The organism is Pseudomonas fluorescens group sp., from assembly GCF_020093335.1.
GTDB lineage: Bacteria > Pseudomonadota > Gammaproteobacteria > Pseudomonadales > Pseudomonadaceae > Aquipseudomonas > Aquipseudomonas petroselini.
Genome location: NZ_JAIOKW010000007.1, coordinates 1 through 15,028, shown reverse-complemented (window position 1 = coordinate 15,028; position 15,028 = coordinate 1). Strand labels below are relative to the sequence as shown.

Genomic DNA, 15,028 nt, shown 5'->3' with positions numbered 1-15,028 from the left:
GGGCCCGGACTTATCTAGTGCAGAACTCAGTTACCGCTTGAGTTCAGTGCTTCGGTCAGTGCAGCTTCCACTTCACTGGCGCTTACGCGCAACGGCTTGTCAGCATCACGGCGGCGCTTGCGCTCGCTGTGGTAAGCCAAACCGGTACCTGCCGGGATCAGACGACCCACGACCACGTTTTCTTTCAGGCCGCGCAGGTAATCGCGCTTGCCGGTTACCGCTGCTTCGGTCAGTACGCGAGTGGTCTCCTGGAAGGAGGCCGCCGAGATGAACGACTCAGTGGACAACGACGCCTTGGTGATACCCAGCAACACACGAGTGAACTTGGAGACAAACTTGTCTTCCGCGCCCAGACGTTCGTTCTCTACCAGTACGTGAGTCAGTTCCATCTGGTCGCCCTTGATGAAACTGGAATCGCCGGACTCAGCGATTTCAACTTTACGCAGCATCTGACGCAGGATGGTCTCGATGTGCTTATCGTTGATCTTCACGCCTTGCAGGCGGTAAACGTCCTGGATCTCGTTAACGATGTACTTGGCCAGCGCACTCACACCCAGCAGACGCAGGATGTCGTGTGGATCGCTTGGGCCGTCGGAGATAACTTCGCCGCGGTTTACCTGTTCGCCTTCGAACACGTTCAGGTGACGCCACTTCGGAATCAGCTCTTCGTACGGATCGCTACCGTCGTTCGGGGTAATAACCAGACGGCGCTTGCCTTTGGTCTCTTTACCGAACGCGATGGTGCCGCTGACTTCAGCCAGAATCGACGCTTCTTTCGGACGACGAGCTTCGAACAAGTCGGCAACACGCGGCAGACCACCGGTGATGTCGCGGGTTTTCGAAGTTTCTTGCGGGATACGCGCGATAACATCACCGATCGCGATCTTCGCACCATCCGCCACACCGACCAAGGCGTTGGCTGGCAGGAAGTACTGAGCGATTACGTCAGTGCCTGGCAGCAACAGATCCTTGCCGTTGTCGTCGACCATCTTCACGGCAGGACGGATATCTTTGCCGGCAGCTGGACGATCTTTGGCGTCGAGTACTTCAATGTTGGTCATACCGGTCAATTCGTCAGTCTGACGCTTGATCGTGATGCCTTCTTCCATGCCCACGTAGGTCACGGTACCTTTCATTTCGGTAACGATTGGGTGAGTGTGCGGGTCCCACTTAGCCACGATTGCGCCAGCGTCGACCTTGTCACCTTCTTTAACCGAAATCACAGCACCGTACGGCAGCTTGTAGCGCTCACGCTCACGACCGTAGTCATCAGCGATCGCCAGCTCACCGGAACGGGACACAGCAACCAGGTGGCCATCCACTCGCTCAACGTGTTTCAGGTTGTGCAGACGTACGGTACCGCCATTCTTCACCTGAACGCTGTCGGCTGCAGAGGTCCGGCTTGCCGCACCACCGATGTGGAACGTACGCATGGTCAGCTGGGTACCCGGCTCACCGATGGACTGGGCAGCGATAACGCCGACCGCTTCACCGATGTTCACTTGGTGACCACGAGCCAAGTCACGACCGTAGCACTTGGCGCAGATGCCGTAGCGGGTTTCGCAGCTGATCGGCGAGCGAACGATCACTTCGTCGATGCTGTTGAGTTCGATGAACTCGACCCACTTCTCGTCTACCAGGGTGCCTGCAGGAACAATAATTTCCTCGGTACCTGGCTTGAATACGTCACGGGCGATTACTCGACCCAGTACGCGCTCACCCAACGGTTCTACAACGTCGCCGCCTTCGATGTGCGGAGTCATCAGCAGACCGTGCTCGGTACCGCAGTCGACTTCAGTCACAACCAAGTCTTGTGCAACGTCTACCAGACGGCGAGTCAGGTAACCGGAGTTAGCGGTTTTCAACGCGGTATCCGCCAGACCTTTACGAGCACCGTGAGTCGAGATGAAGTACTGAAGTACGCTCAAACCTTCACGGAAGTTCGCAGTGATCGGCGTTTCGATGATAGAACCGTCCGGCTTGGCCATCAGGCCACGCATACCGGCGAGCTGACGGATCTGCGCAGCAGAACCCCGTGCGCCCGAGTCGGCCATCATGTACATCGAGTTGAACGACTCTTGATCGACTTCTACACCATGACGGTCGATAACCTTTTCTTTCGAAAGGTTAGCCATCATCGCCTTCGACACTTCGTCGTTGGCCTTGGACCAAAGGTCGATCACTTTGTTGTACTTCTCGCCCTGGGTTACCAGGCCGGATGCGTACTGGCTTTCGATCTCTTTCACTTCATCGGTAGCAGCACCGATGATCTGGGCTTTTTCATCCGGGATAACGAAGTCGTTAACACCGATCGAAACGCCGGAAATGGTCGAATAAGCAAAACCTGTGTACATCAACTGGTCAGCGAAGATCACGGTCTCTTTCAAACCAACCACGCGGTAGCACTGGTTGATCAGCTTGGAGATCGCCTTTTTCTTCATCGGCAAGTTAACAACGTCGTACGACAGACCTTTTGGCACAACTTGATACAACAGCGCACGGCCGACAGTGGTGTCGACGATACGGGTGTTGGTCACGCTGCCGCCATCACGGTCATTGACGGTTTCGTTGATCCGCACTTTGACCTTGGCGTGCAGGGCGGCTTCGCCGGCACGGAACACACGGTCAACTTCCTGCAGATCAGCGAATACACGACCTTCGCCCTTGGCGTTGATCGCTTCACGCGTCATGTAGTACAGACCCAATACAACGTCCTGCGACGGAACGATGATTGGCTCACCGTTGGCTGGCGACAGAATGTTGTTGGTCGACATCATCAACGCACGCGCTTCCAACTGGGCTTCCAGTGTCAGCGGTACGTGCACGGCCATTTGGTCGCCGTCGAAGTCGGCGTTGTACGCAGCACAGACCAGAGGGTGCAGCTGGATAGCCTTACCTTCGATCAGTACCGGTTCAAACGCCTGGATACCCAGACGGTGAAGGGTCGGTGCACGGTTGAGGAGAACCGGGTGTTCGCGAATCACTTCAGCGAGAACGTCCCAAACCTCTGGCAGTTCGCGCTCGACCATTTTCTTGGCCGCTTTGATGGTGGTCGCGAGACCGCGCATTTCCAGCTTGCCGAAGATGAATGGCTTGAACAGCTCAAGTGCCATCTTCTTAGGCAGACCGCACTGGTGCAGACGCAGGGTCGGGCCTACGGTAATTACCGAACGACCGGAGTAGTCAACACGCTTACCGAGCAAGTTCTGACGGAAACGACCTTGCTTACCCTTGATCATGTCAGCCAGGGATTTCAGAGGACGCTTGTTGGAACCGGTGATAGCGCGGCCACGACGACCGTTGTCGAGCAAGGCATCGACAGCTTCCTGCAACATACGCTTTTCGTTGCGCACGATGATGTCCGGAGCGGACAGATCAAGCAGGCGCTTCAAGCGGTTGTTACGGTTGATCACGCGGCGGTACAGGTCGTTAAGGTCGGACGTCGCAAAACGACCACCGTCCAACGGTACCAGCGGACGCAGGTCTGGCGGCAGAACCGGCAGAACGGTCAGCACCATCCACTCTGGCAAGTTGCCGGAACCCTGGAAGGCTTCCATCAACTTCAGACGCTTGGACAGCTTCTTGATCTTGGTTTCCGAGTTGGTTTGCGGAATTTCTTCGCGCAGGCGGCCAATCTCGTGCTCCAGGTCGATAGCGTGCAGCAGTTCGCGGACAGCTTCGGCACCCATGCGGGCATCGAAATCGTCGCCAAACTCTTCCAGCGCTTCGAAGTACTGCTCGTCGTTCAGCAGCTGACCTTTTTCAAGGGTGGTCATGCCTGGATCGATAACGACATAGCTCTCGAAATAGAGAACGCGCTCGATATCACGCAGGGTCATGTCCATCAGCAAGCCGATACGGGACGGCAGCGATTTCAGGAACCAGATGTGGGCAACCGGCGAAGCCAGTTCGATGTGCGCCATGCGCTCACGACGAACCTTGGCCAGTGCAACTTCAACGCCGCACTTCTCGCAGATAACGCCACGGTGCTTCAAGCGCTTGTACTTACCGCACAGGCACTCGTAATCCTTTACCGGGCCAAAGATCTTGGCGCAGAACAGGCCGTCACGCTCAGGTTTGAACGTACGGTAGTTGATGGTTTCCGGCTTTTTAACTTCACCGAACGACCACGAACGGATCATCTCAGGCGATGCCAATCCAATACGGATGGCGTCGAACTCTTCGACTTGACCCTGGTTTTTCAGCAAATTCAGTAGGTCTTTCAAGGCCTTTCCTCCTGGCGGAGCAGAGAGCGGGCTAAACAGCCCCGCTCTCGATTCGCGTCACGTGTTATTCGGTTTCCAGATCGATATCGATGCCGAGGGAACGAATTTCTTTGATCAACACGTTGAAAGACTCGGGCATGCCCGGCTCCATACGGTGATCGCCGTCCACGATGTTTTTGTACATCTTGGTCCGACCGTTCACATCGTCCGACTTCACTGTGAGCATTTCTTGCAGAGTGTAAGCAGCACCGTATGCTTCCAGTGCCCAGACCTCCATCTCCCCGAAACGCTGACCACCGAACTGAGCCTTACCACCCAGCGGCTGCTGGGTAACCAGGCTGTACGAACCGGTAGAACGAGCGTGCATCTTGTCGTCTACCAAGTGGTTCAGCTTCAGCATGTACATGTAGCCAACAGTAACCGGGCGCTCAAACTTGTTGCCGGTACGGCCGTCGAACAGCTGCATCTGGCCGCTTTCTGGCAGATCTGCCAGTTTCAGCATGGCCTTGATTTCGCTTTCCTTGGCACCGTCGAACACCGGGGTAGCCATTGGAACGCCGCCGCGCAGGTTCTTCGCCAGATCCAGGATTTCCTGGTCGGAGAAGGTATCCAGCTCTTCTTTGCGGCCGCCGATCTCGTTGTAGATCTCGTGCAGGAACTTGCGCAGGTCAGCAACCTTGCGCTGCTCTTCGATCATACGGTTGATCTTCTCGCCCAAACCTTTAGCCGCGAGGCCCAGGTGGGTTTCAAGGATCTGACCAACGTTCATACGCGAAGGTACGCCCAATGGGTTGAGGACGACGTCGACCGGGGTGCCATTGGCATCGTGCGGCATGTCTTCAACCGGCATGATCACGGAGACCACACCCTTGTTACCGTGACGACCGGCCATCTTGTCGCCCGGCTGGATGCGGCGACGGATTGCCAGGTAAACCTTGACGATTTTCAGCACGCCTGGAGCCAGGTCATCGCCCTGCTGCAGTTTGCGCTTCTTGTCTTCGAACTTGTCGTCCAGCAGACGGCGGCGATCAACGATGTAGGCCTGGGCCTTCTCGAGCTGCTCGTTCAGAGCATCTTCAGCCATGCGCAGTTTGAACCACTGGCCGTGCTCAAGACCGTCGAGGATTTCGTCGGTGATGTCCTGACCTTTTTTCAGGCCTGCGCCGCCTTCGGCCTTGTGGCCTACCAGCGCGGAACGCAGACGTTCGAAGGTCGCGCCTTCAACGATACGGAACTCTTCGTTCAGGTCCTTGCGGATCTCGTCGAGTTGAGTCTTCTCGATGGACAGCGCACGAGCATCACGCTCAACACCATCACGAGTGAAGACCTGTACGTCGATGACAGTGCCCTTGGTACCGGTAGGTACGCGCAGGGAGGTGTCTTTAACGTCGCTGGCTTTTTCACCGAAGATGGCACGCAGCAGTTTTTCTTCCGGCGTCAGTTGGGTCTCGCCTTTCGGAGTGACCTTACCAACCAGGATGTCGCCTGCGCCTACTTCAGCACCTACGTAAACGATACCGGCTTCGTCCAGCTTGTTCAGTGCAGCTTCACCCACGTTCGGGATGTCTGCAGTGATTTCTTCTGGCCCAAGCTTGGTGTCACGTGCCACACAGGTCAGTTCCTGAATGTGGATCGTGGTGAAACGGTCTTCTTGAACAACACGCTCGGACAGGCAGATGGAGTCTTCGAAGTTGAAGCCGTTCCATGCCATGAACGCGATGCGCATGTTCTGACCCAGTGCCAATTCACCCATGTCGGTGGACGGGCCGTCAGCCATGATGTCGCTGCGCTGAACGCGATCACCCTTACGTACCAGCGGACGCTGGTTGATGCAGGTGTTCTGGTTCGAGCGGGTGTATTTGGTCAGGTTGTAGATGTCGACACCGGCTTCGCCAGTTTCAACTTCGTCATCGGCAACACGAACCACGATACGGCTGGCATCAACGGAGTCGATCACGCCGCCACGACGAGCCACGACGCAAACGCCGGAGTCACGGGCTACGTTACGCTCCATGCCGGTACCTACCAGCGGCTTGTCAGCACGCAGGGTGGGTACAGCTTGACGCTGCATGTTGGAACCCATCAACGCACGGTTGGCGTCATCGTGCTCCAGGAACGGGATCAGCGACGCAGCAACCGAAACTACCTGCTTCGGCGATACGTCCATCAAGGTGACGTCTTCCGGCGCCTTGACGGTGAACTCGTTCAAGTGACGAACAGCTACCAGCTCGTCGATCAGGACTTTCTTGTCGTTCATCGTGGCCGAAGCCTGAGCGATCACGTGATCAGCTTCTTCGATGGCGGACAGGAATACGATCTCGTCGGTGACCAGAGCGTCTTTCACCACACGGTACGGGCTCTCGAGGAAGCCATACTGGTTGGTGCGCGCATAAGCGGCCAGGGAGTTGATCAGACCGATGTTCGGACCTTCCGGCGTTTCGATCGGGCATACACGACCATAGTGCGTCGGGTGTACGTCACGAACTTCAAAGCCTGCACGTTCACGCGTCAGACCGCCCGGGCCCAGTGCGGAAACACGGCGCTTGTGGGTGATCTCGGAGAGCGGGTTGTTCTGGTCCATGAACTGCGAGAGCTGGCTGGAACCGAAGAACTCTTTCACCGCCGCAGCCACTGGCTTGGCGTTGATCAGGTCTTGCGGCATCAGGCCTTCGCTTTCAGCCATCGACAGACGCTCTTTGACCGCACGCTCAACACGTACCAGGCCAACGCGGAACTGGTTCTCGGCCATCTCGCCTACGCAGCGAACACGACGGTTACCCAGGTGGTCGATGTCATCGACAATGCCTTTGCCGTTACGGATGTCGACCAGAGTCTTCAGGACCGCAACGATGTCTTCCTTGCACAGCACGCCTGAACCTTCGATCTCGGTACGACCGATACGACGGTTGAACTTCATCCGGCCGACCGCAGACAGGTCATAACGCTCAGGGCTGAAGAACAGGTTGTTGAACAGGGTTTCGGCAGCGTCTTTGGTTGGTGGCTCGCCAGGACGCATCATGCGATAGATCTCGACCAGCGCTTCCAATTGGTTGCTGGTGGAGTCGATCTTCAATGTGTCGGAGATGAACGGACCGCAGTCGATATCGTTGGTATACAGGGTTTCGATGCGAACGACCTGAGCCTTGGCGATTTTTGCCAGGATCTCGGTGTTCAGCTCGGTGTTGCACTCAGCCAGGATTTCGCCTGTGGCCGGGTGAACAATAACCTTAGCGGTGGTGCGACCCAGGACGTAGTCCAGAGGCACGTCCAACGACTTGATACCGGCTTTTTCGATCTGGTTGATGTGGCGCGCAGTAATACGACGGCCAGCTTCAACAATGACCTTGCCCTTTTCATCCTGGATGTCCAGTACGGCAATTTCACCACGCAGACGCGAAGCAATCAGCTCCAGGCTGAGGGTTTCATCCTTCAGGCTGAATACGTTGGTAGTGTAGAAAGCGTCCAGCACTTGCTCAGTGGTATAGCCGAGCGCACGCAGCAGTACCGAGGCCGGCAGCTTGCGACGACGGTCGATACGCACGAACACGCAGTCTTTCGGGTCGAACTCGAAGTCCAACCACGAACCGCGGTACGGAATGATCCGCGCGGAGTACAGGAGTTTGCCGGAGCTGTGCGTCTTGCCGCGGTCGTGGTCGAAGAACACGCCCGGGGAACGGTGCAGCTGGGAAACGATAACACGCTCGGTACCGTTGATAACGAAGGTACCGTTCTCAGTCATCAATGGGATTTCGCCCATGTAGACTTCTTGCTCTTTGATGTCCTTGATCGCTTTGTTCGACGATTCTTTGTCGAAAATGATCAGGCGGACTTTTACCCGCAAAGGTACGGCGTACGTGACACCGCGCAACACGCATTCTTTGACATCAAATGCCGGTTCGCCCAGGCGATAACCGACGTACTCCAGCGCAGCATTGCCGGAGTAGCTGATGATCGGGAAAACGGATTTGAAGGCCGCATGCAGGCCCACGTCGCGGAACTGATCTTTGGTCGCTCCCGCCTGCAAGAATTCACGATACGAATCCAGCTGGATAGCCAGAAGGTACGGGACATCCATGACGTCCGGCAACTTGCTAAAGTCCTTGCGGATACGTTTTTTCTCAGTATATGAGTAAGCCATCAGCGTTCCCCAGCTTGGTCACCTGCTTGTTTGGCCCTCCCGACGGGAGCAGCCAGAAAATCTCGCAAACCCCATGGTTTGCACCACCGCATCGGGTGGCTACAGCACGTTAATGGCGGCGACCGAGTCGACAGCCAATAACGGAAAAAGGCCGGTGGCAAGAGCCACCAGCCATCAGCCTTCAGCTTAACGCTTGGGCTGGAGACGCAAGGTCGATGCTTACTTCAGCTCGACTTTAGCGCCTGCTTCTTCCAGAACAGCTTTGGCTTTGTCAGCGGCGTCTTTCGACACTGCTTCCAGAACCTGGGCTGGAGCGCCGTCAACTACAGCCTTGGCTTCTTTCAGGCCCAGACCGGTCAGTTCACGTACTGCCTTGATCACGTTTACTTTCTTCTCGCCAGCTTCCAGCAGCATGACGTTGAATTCGGTTTGCTCTTCAGCAGCGACAGCAGCAACAGCTGGGCCAGCGGAAGCAGCGGCAGCGGAAACGCCGAATTTTTCTTCGAAAGCTTTGATCAGCTCAACAACCTGCAGAACCGACATTTCAGCTACGGCGTTGAGGATATCGTCTTGGGAGATAGACATTGCTGTATTTCCTGAATTGGGGGACGGCCTACGCGGCCATCGAAATAAACAAAAATACGCGAGAGAAGTTGTTCAGCCTTAGGCTGCGGCAGCTTCTTTTTGCTCGCGAACTGCGGCCAGAGTACGAGCCAACTTGCTGGTAGCGCCTTGAATCACGCTCATCAGCTGAGAAATAGCTTCGTTACGGGTCGGCAGTGTTGCCAGTACGTCGATTTGGTTAGCTGCGAGGAACTTGCCCTCGAACGCAGCTGCCTTGATCTCGAACTTATCCTGACCCTTGGCGAATTCCTTGAACAAACGGGCAGCAGCGCCAGGATGGTCGGTGGAGAACGCAATCAGGGTCGGGCCGGTGAACACGTCGTTGAGGACACTGTATTCAGTGTCAGCAACAGCGCGCTTGAGCAGGGTGTTACGTACAACACGTACGTATACGCCAGCTTCACGAGCCTCTTTACGGAGTCCGGTCATAGCGCTTACTGTCACACCACGGGCATCAGCCACGACAGCGGACAGAGCAGCTTTGGCAGCCTCGTTGACTTCAGCGACGATGGCCTTCTTGTCTTCGAGATTAATTGCCACGGGTTTAACTCCTGCTTGTTACCGTTTCATCTGGCCGGAGCCGGATGTCGTTTTGGTGTCTGATTCGGTAAGGAACCGGGAGCACCATCTGCGTAGGCTTGTGGTTTAAGACTTACGTCGCCTACGGTCTTGGATAGCCCCCGCCAGGCAGGGACCCCAATTTTTTCAATTGACGCGATTTCTCGCGTCAACCTGTGTCTTATACGTCCAGCGAGCCTTGGTCGATGACCAGACCTGGGCCCATAGTGGTGCTCAGGGTAACGCGCTTGACGTAGATACCTTTCGAGGAAGCTGGCTTGATACGCTTCAGATCAGCGATCAGGGCTTCAACGTTTTCCTTCAGCTTGACGGCGTCGAAGCCGACTTTGCCAACGGAGGTGTGGATGATGCCGTTTTTGTCGGTGCGATAACGAACCTGACCAGCCTTGGCGTTTTTAACCGCGGTGGCTACGTCTGGGGTTACAGTGCCGACTTTAGGGTTAGGCATCAGACCACGTGGACCGAGGATCTGACCCAACTGACCTACAACGCGCATTGCATCCGGGGAAGCAATAACTACGTCATAGTTCAGGTCGCCGCCTTTCATTTCGGCAGCCAGGTCGTCCATGCCAACGCGGTCAGCGCCAGCGGCCAGAGCAGCTTCAGCTGCCGGGCCTTGGGTGAAGACAGCTACACGTACAGTCTTGCCAGTACCGTGTGGCAGCACAGTTGCGCTACGAACGACCTGGTCGGATTTACGTGGGTCAACACCCAGGTTTACAGCAACGTCAACGGACTCGCTGAACTTGACAGTCGACAGCTCGGTCAGCAGGGCAGCAGCGTCTACAAAGTTGTAGGCCTTGCCTGCTTCGATTTTGCCGGCGATAGCCTTTTGGCGCTTGGTCAGCTTAGCCATTACACACCCTCCACGTTAAGGCCCATGCTACGAGCAGAACCGGCGATGGTACGCACGGCTGCATCCATATCAGCTGCAGTCAGATCCGCGTTTTTGGTTTTCGCGATTTCTTCCAGCTGAGCACGAGTCACGGTGCCAACCTTAACGGTGTTCGGACGAGCGGAACCGCTAGTCAGACCAGCAGCTTTCTTCAGCAGAACCGAAGCCGGGGTCGACTTGGTTTCGAAAGTGAAGCTACGATCGCTGTATACAGTGATGATCACTGGAGTTGGCAGACCTGGCTCAAGACCCTGAGTACGGGCGTTGAAGGCTTTGCAGAACTCCATGATGTTCACGCCGTGCTGACCCAGAGCTGGACCGACGGGTGGGCTAGGGTTGGCCTGAGCGGCCTTCACTTGCAGCTTGATGTAAGCGGTAATCTTCTTGGCCATGAGGCACTCCAATTACGGGTTCGAACGCCTCGAAAGGCTCCCCGGTTACTTGCGCGTTTATCCCAGTGACGACAAAACCCCACAGCCTAGGGCTGCGGGGTTGGGATGCTTGCTCAGCTAGACCTTCTCGACCTGGCTGAACTCCAACTCTACCGGGGTAGAGCGACCGAAAATGAGCACTGCCACTTGGATCCGGCTCTTTTCGTAGTTAACTTCTTCGACAGTACCGTTGAAATCAGCAAACGGACCATCTGTGACACGAACAACCTCACCCGGCTCGAAGAGCGTCTTCGGCTTAGGCTTGTCGCTACCATCAGCAACACGACGCAGAATTGCTTCTGCCTCTTTGTCGGTGATCGGAGCAGGCTTATCAGCGGTACCGCCAATGAAACCCATAACACGAGGAGTGTCCTTGACCAAGTGCCAAGTACCTTCGTTCATGTCCATCTGTACTAGCACGTAGCCAGGGAAGAACTTACGTTCACTCTTACGCTTCTGGCCATTCCGCATTTCAACCACTTCTTCAGTGGGAACCAGAATTTCGCCGAAGCCATCTTCCATGCCTGCCAGCTTTACGCGCTCCAGCAAAGAGCGCATAACATGCTTCTCGTAACCCGAGTAAGCATGCACAACGTACCAACGCTTAGCCACGGGACACCCTTAGCCAACAATCAAGGAAACAAGCCAGCCGAGCAGGGAATCAAGCCCCCACAACAGCAACGCCATAACCAGAACAACAGCCACAACAATCAACGTGGTCTGCGTGGTTTCTTGGCGAGTCGGCCAAACGACTTTACGGATTTCGGTGCGAGCTTCCTTTACCAGGACCGCGAAAGACTTGCCTTTGGCAGTCTGCAGGCCCACAAAGGCAGCTACAGCAGCAAGAGCAAGCAAAGCGAGCACACGGTACAGGATCGGCGAAGCAGAATAGTACTGATTGCCAACAACGCCTACGACCACCAAGGCGACTACAGCGAGCCACTTGACCAGATCGAAACGAGAGCTTTGAGCTTCAGCCTTAGGAGTCATCTATGAAGATCCTGTGAAAAGAAAGCCAGATACACCACGTGAATCTGGCAGGTCAGGAGGGAATCGAACCCCCAACCTACGGTTTTGGAGACCGTCGCTCTGCCAATTGAGCTACTGACCTAAAACAAAATCAGGCCGACCATTATGCAGGCCTGAAAAAGACTTTACAACAACCAACCCCTATAGACTTGAAATCACCCAGCAACAAAGCCAAGCACAACACCATCAAGCCGAGGCAGCTGTTAAAACAAAGGCAGATATTTTCATATCTGCCTTGTTATATGGAGCTCTTGAGCGGATTTGAACCGCTGACCTCACCCTTACCAAGGGTGTGCTCTACCAACTGAGCTACAAGAGCAAAACACCGTGCACAACCTGCAAACTTGGAGCGGGTAGCGGGAATCGAACCCGCATCATCAGCTTGGAAGGCTGAGGTTCTACCACTAAACTATACCCGCGGAGCTTGCAGCTCACGCTAAAATGGTGGAGGGGGAAGGATTCGAACCTTCGAAGTCGTAGACGTCAGATTTACAGTCTGATCCCTTTGGCCGCTCGGGAACCCCTCCTAAGCGAGCCGGCATTTTACATTACGCCGACCTTCTGTCAAGCATTTTCTCATTTAAAAATATGAGGTTAGCTGCATTGACCTTCGCTTCACGCTGTCGACCTTAAAGGTCTTCACTGCGAAGCGGGCGCCATTCTATGCAAACTATTCGAGAGTTGCAACGCCTTCGCACAACATTATTTTATGTTTTAACTCATTGAATTCCTTAGCAAGGTTTTCAAAGGGCAGATCGTCAGCCAGGCGTCGACTTTCAGGGGCCACACGCAGCCAGTAGCCAGATGCATCCGCAGTATTCAGCAGCTGAACCTTGACCTTTATATCCAAGCTTAGGAGCCGCTGCTCAACAGACTGCGCTTGACGCTGGTCCGCAAACCCACCGATATACAGGCAAGTATTTTGCGCTTCAGATGCTTTTGCGCGCTCTCTACGCACCACAGCATCGGAGGACTCACTGAGCAGTCGAATATCCTGCTGCGAGCCCTTGTAAAGGCTCAGAGGCGTGACATCTTTAGCGCGCAAAGGGGCTTCTTGCTGATGCCAAATGTAATAGAAGGCATTGAGAACAAGTAAAAGCAAAAATAGCCAACGCATAATCACCTCAGGACAAAGGACAAGCCATCGCCAAACCGACAAAGACCAGATCGGGCACGAGCTCCGCCTGCGGCACTGCATCCACCACCAAATCAGCATCCCCCCCGGTCAGAAACACGGTGAAGTCATCGCCCCAGTAGCTTCGCGCCAACTCTAACTGAGTCAGTACAAACCCTCTCAGCATCAACGTACAACCGCGCTCCACGGCCTCCACCGTCGTACGACCGGGAGAAAGACGCTCCAGCGCCCTTTCCGCGGCGGCGTCGTCATACCGAATCTTGCGCGTATGCGTTCGCAGTTGGTTGCGCATGAGGGGCATACCTGGGCAAATGAAGCCACCCAAGTGCTCACCATCCGCCGCAATAAAATCTGCTGTGGCAGCCGTACCAAAATCAAGTACCAGGCAAGCGCCGCGCGCCAGCTTGAATCCACCCAGCATCGCCAGCCAACGATCGAGCCCCAGACGCTCGAAATCTTCGTAGCCGTTGCGTACTCCGGCCATTTCTCGTGCCGGGGCAGCGCAGGAAACGGTAACGCCAAAAGCCTCGTGCAAGGCCTCGACCAGCTTACTTGTTTCTTCCAGGGCCCGAACGCTGACCAATCGGCAGCGCGTCAGCAGCAATCGAGGCAGCGCTGACAGATTTTCAATCAATGCCAGATCAGAACGAACAACCCCCTCCGCAGAGGCACTTGCGGAACCCGAATCAAGCACACGCCACTTGATAAAGCTATTCCCACAGTCGAGTTCAAGAATCATCACGCAACCTCAGGCTTAACTCACCACCACTGTATATTTTCTCAACGCCCTCAACACTCAAACGCAACGCCCCCTGACGGTCTACACCCAGTACAACCCCATCGACCTGGTTGACACCCGCAATGAGAGACACCGACCGCCCCTGCCAAGCGTGACTCTGCTCCCACTCCTCTTGAAGTGCGACAAAACCACCCTCCCGATGTCGTTCAAGGTAGCGCTGCAGCTGCACACCCAATTGCGCCACCAGAGCATTGCGATCAACAGAAGAGCCTGTCTCAAGCAGCACCGAAGTCCATTGCTGATCCACCTCGTCAGCCCTCTGCATGTTCACATTTATGCCTATTCCGAGGACAACGTGACAGATATCAGCCGGGTCTCCTACCAACTCCAGCAAAATCCCGGCGATCTTCTTCTGCCCTACCAGCACATCGTTTGGCCATTTCAGTGCCGCCCCACGCACGCCTGACTCGCGTAAAGCCTGCATCACCGCCAAGCCCACAACGAGACTTAGGCCCTCCAATTGCCGAAGGCCAGACTCAATGCGCAATACAAGGCTGTAATAAACATTTTGTGCGAACGGACTGACCCACTTTCGCCCTCTTCTGCCCCTTCCCGCGGTTTGCTGCTCGGCAAGCACCAGGAACGGCGCCGCACATCCAGCATCAACAAGGCGCAAAGCTTCGGCATTCGTGGAGTCAATGGAATCAGAGATATGAACGGGCCATGCCAAGACGGGCGCATTCATCGCGATACCTTCAGCACTCAAGAACACCAGCGGTGACGCCAACTGATATCCCTTGCCACGAACCTTATGAATGGACAGATTCAATTCAGCCTCAAGGTGCTGGAGCTGCTTCCAGACAGCACTACGGCTGACACCCAGGGCAGCACCAAGTGCTTCTCCGGAGTGGAATCGTCCATCTTTCAGAAGTTTTAACAACGTCAGCATGCAAGTATCGCCTCACAAAGAGGCACGCATGATAGCCATGCGCAGGGTCATTGCATAGAAACGCCGGACTTTAGGACTGAAAGCAACCGTAGCGCACCTCTATGCATTTTCGACCGCCCAAAACAAAACCCCATCTGCTTTCGCAAATGGGGTTTCGGAATTTAATCTTGACGATGACCTACTCTCACATGGGGAAACCCCACACTACCATCGGCGATGCATCGTTTCACTTCTGAGTTCGGGATGGGATCAGGTGGTTCCAATGCTCTATGGTCGTCAAGAA

11 protein-coding genes, 4 tRNA genes and 1 rRNA gene are annotated in these 15,028 nt (G+C 55.4%); all 16 read right to left on the bottom strand.

The annotated features are described in order from the left end of the window. Nucleotides 1–26: 26 nt before the first annotated feature. The 16 genes from rpoC to rrf all read right to left on the bottom strand — a co-directional run bounded on the left by rpoC (nt 27) and on the right by rrf (nt 15,026). Nucleotides 27–4,226 (bottom strand): DNA-directed RNA polymerase subunit beta', encoded by a 4,200-nt coding sequence (gene rpoC, locus K7431_RS10035; protein WP_015886137.1) that lies wholly within the window; start codon nt 4,224–4,226, stop codon nt 27–29. A gap of 64 nt (nt 4,227–4,290) precedes the next feature. Beyond that, complete coding sequence (gene rpoB, locus K7431_RS10030) at nt 4,291–8,364, bottom strand: DNA-directed RNA polymerase subunit beta (protein WP_015886138.1); 4,074 nt, start codon at nt 8,362–8,364, stop codon at nt 4,291–4,293. 219 nt (nt 8,365–8,583) lie between these two features. Beyond that, nucleotides 8,584–8,949, bottom strand: a complete 366-nt coding sequence (gene rplL / locus K7431_RS10025; protein WP_003210093.1) for a 50S ribosomal protein L7/L12 — start codon at nt 8,947–8,949, stop codon at nt 8,584–8,586. Between the two features lie 78 nt (nt 8,950–9,027). Continuing rightward, on the bottom strand, nt 9,028–9,528 hold the full coding sequence (rplJ, locus tag K7431_RS10020) for a 50S ribosomal protein L10 (protein WP_015886139.1): 501 nt from the start codon (nt 9,526–9,528) through the stop codon (nt 9,028–9,030). A 199-nt stretch (nt 9,529–9,727) separates the two neighbouring features. Continuing rightward, nucleotides 9,728–10,423 carry a 50S ribosomal protein L1 gene (gene rplA / locus K7431_RS10015; protein ID WP_003232403.1) on the bottom strand — a complete coding sequence of 232 codons (696 nt, stop codon included), beginning with the start codon at nt 10,421–10,423 and terminating at the stop codon, nt 9,728–9,730. Further along, nucleotides 10,423–10,854 carry a 50S ribosomal protein L11 gene (gene rplK, locus K7431_RS10010; protein WP_003176435.1) on the bottom strand — a complete coding sequence of 144 codons (432 nt, stop codon included), beginning with the start codon at nt 10,852–10,854 and terminating at the stop codon, nt 10,423–10,425. Before rplK ends, rplA begins: the two co-directional genes overlap by 1 nt. Before the next feature lie 117 nt (nt 10,855–10,971). Then, nucleotides 10,972–11,505: a transcription termination/antitermination protein NusG gene (gene nusG, locus K7431_RS10005; RefSeq protein ID WP_003176436.1), complete on the bottom strand. Its 534-nt coding sequence runs from the start codon at nt 11,503–11,505 to the stop codon at nt 10,972–10,974. Nucleotides 11,506–11,514: 9 nt separating this feature from the next. After that, entirely contained in the window at nt 11,515–11,883 is a 369-nt protein-coding gene (gene secE, locus K7431_RS10000; protein ID WP_003194658.1) for a preprotein translocase subunit SecE, read from the bottom strand. Nucleotides 11,884–11,928: 45 nt separating this feature from the next. Beyond that, nucleotides 11,929–12,004: transfer RNA gene (locus tag K7431_RS09995), tRNA-Trp, on the bottom strand. Nucleotides 12,005–12,165: 161 nt separating this feature from the next. Beyond that, a tRNA-Thr gene (locus K7431_RS09990) sits at nt 12,166–12,241 on the bottom strand. Between the two features lie 26 nt (nt 12,242–12,267). Beyond that, nucleotides 12,268–12,341 (bottom strand) — tRNA-Gly (locus K7431_RS09985). A gap of 23 nt (nt 12,342–12,364) precedes the next feature. Further along, nucleotides 12,365–12,449, bottom strand: a tRNA-Tyr gene (locus tag K7431_RS09980). Nucleotides 12,450–12,592: 143 nt separating this feature from the next. Next, nucleotides 12,593–13,039 carry a hypothetical protein gene (locus K7431_RS09975; RefSeq protein ID WP_015886140.1) on the bottom strand — a complete coding sequence of 149 codons (447 nt, stop codon included), beginning with the start codon at nt 13,037–13,039 and terminating at the stop codon, nt 12,593–12,595. A 7-nt stretch (nt 13,040–13,046) separates the two neighbouring features. Beyond that, nucleotides 13,047–13,796: a pantothenate kinase gene (locus tag K7431_RS09970; RefSeq protein ID WP_015886141.1), complete on the bottom strand. Its 750-nt coding sequence runs from the start codon at nt 13,794–13,796 to the stop codon at nt 13,047–13,049. Next, complete coding sequence (birA, locus tag K7431_RS09965; protein WP_015886142.1) at nt 13,786–14,745, bottom strand: bifunctional biotin--[acetyl-CoA-carboxylase] ligase/biotin operon repressor BirA; 960 nt, start codon at nt 14,743–14,745, stop codon at nt 13,786–13,788. Before birA ends, K7431_RS09970 begins: the two co-directional genes overlap by 11 nt. Nucleotides 14,746–14,910: 165 nt before the next feature. After that, nucleotides 14,911–15,026, bottom strand: a 5S ribosomal RNA gene (rrf, locus tag K7431_RS09960). Between the last annotated feature and the right edge of the window lie 2 nt (nt 15,027–15,028).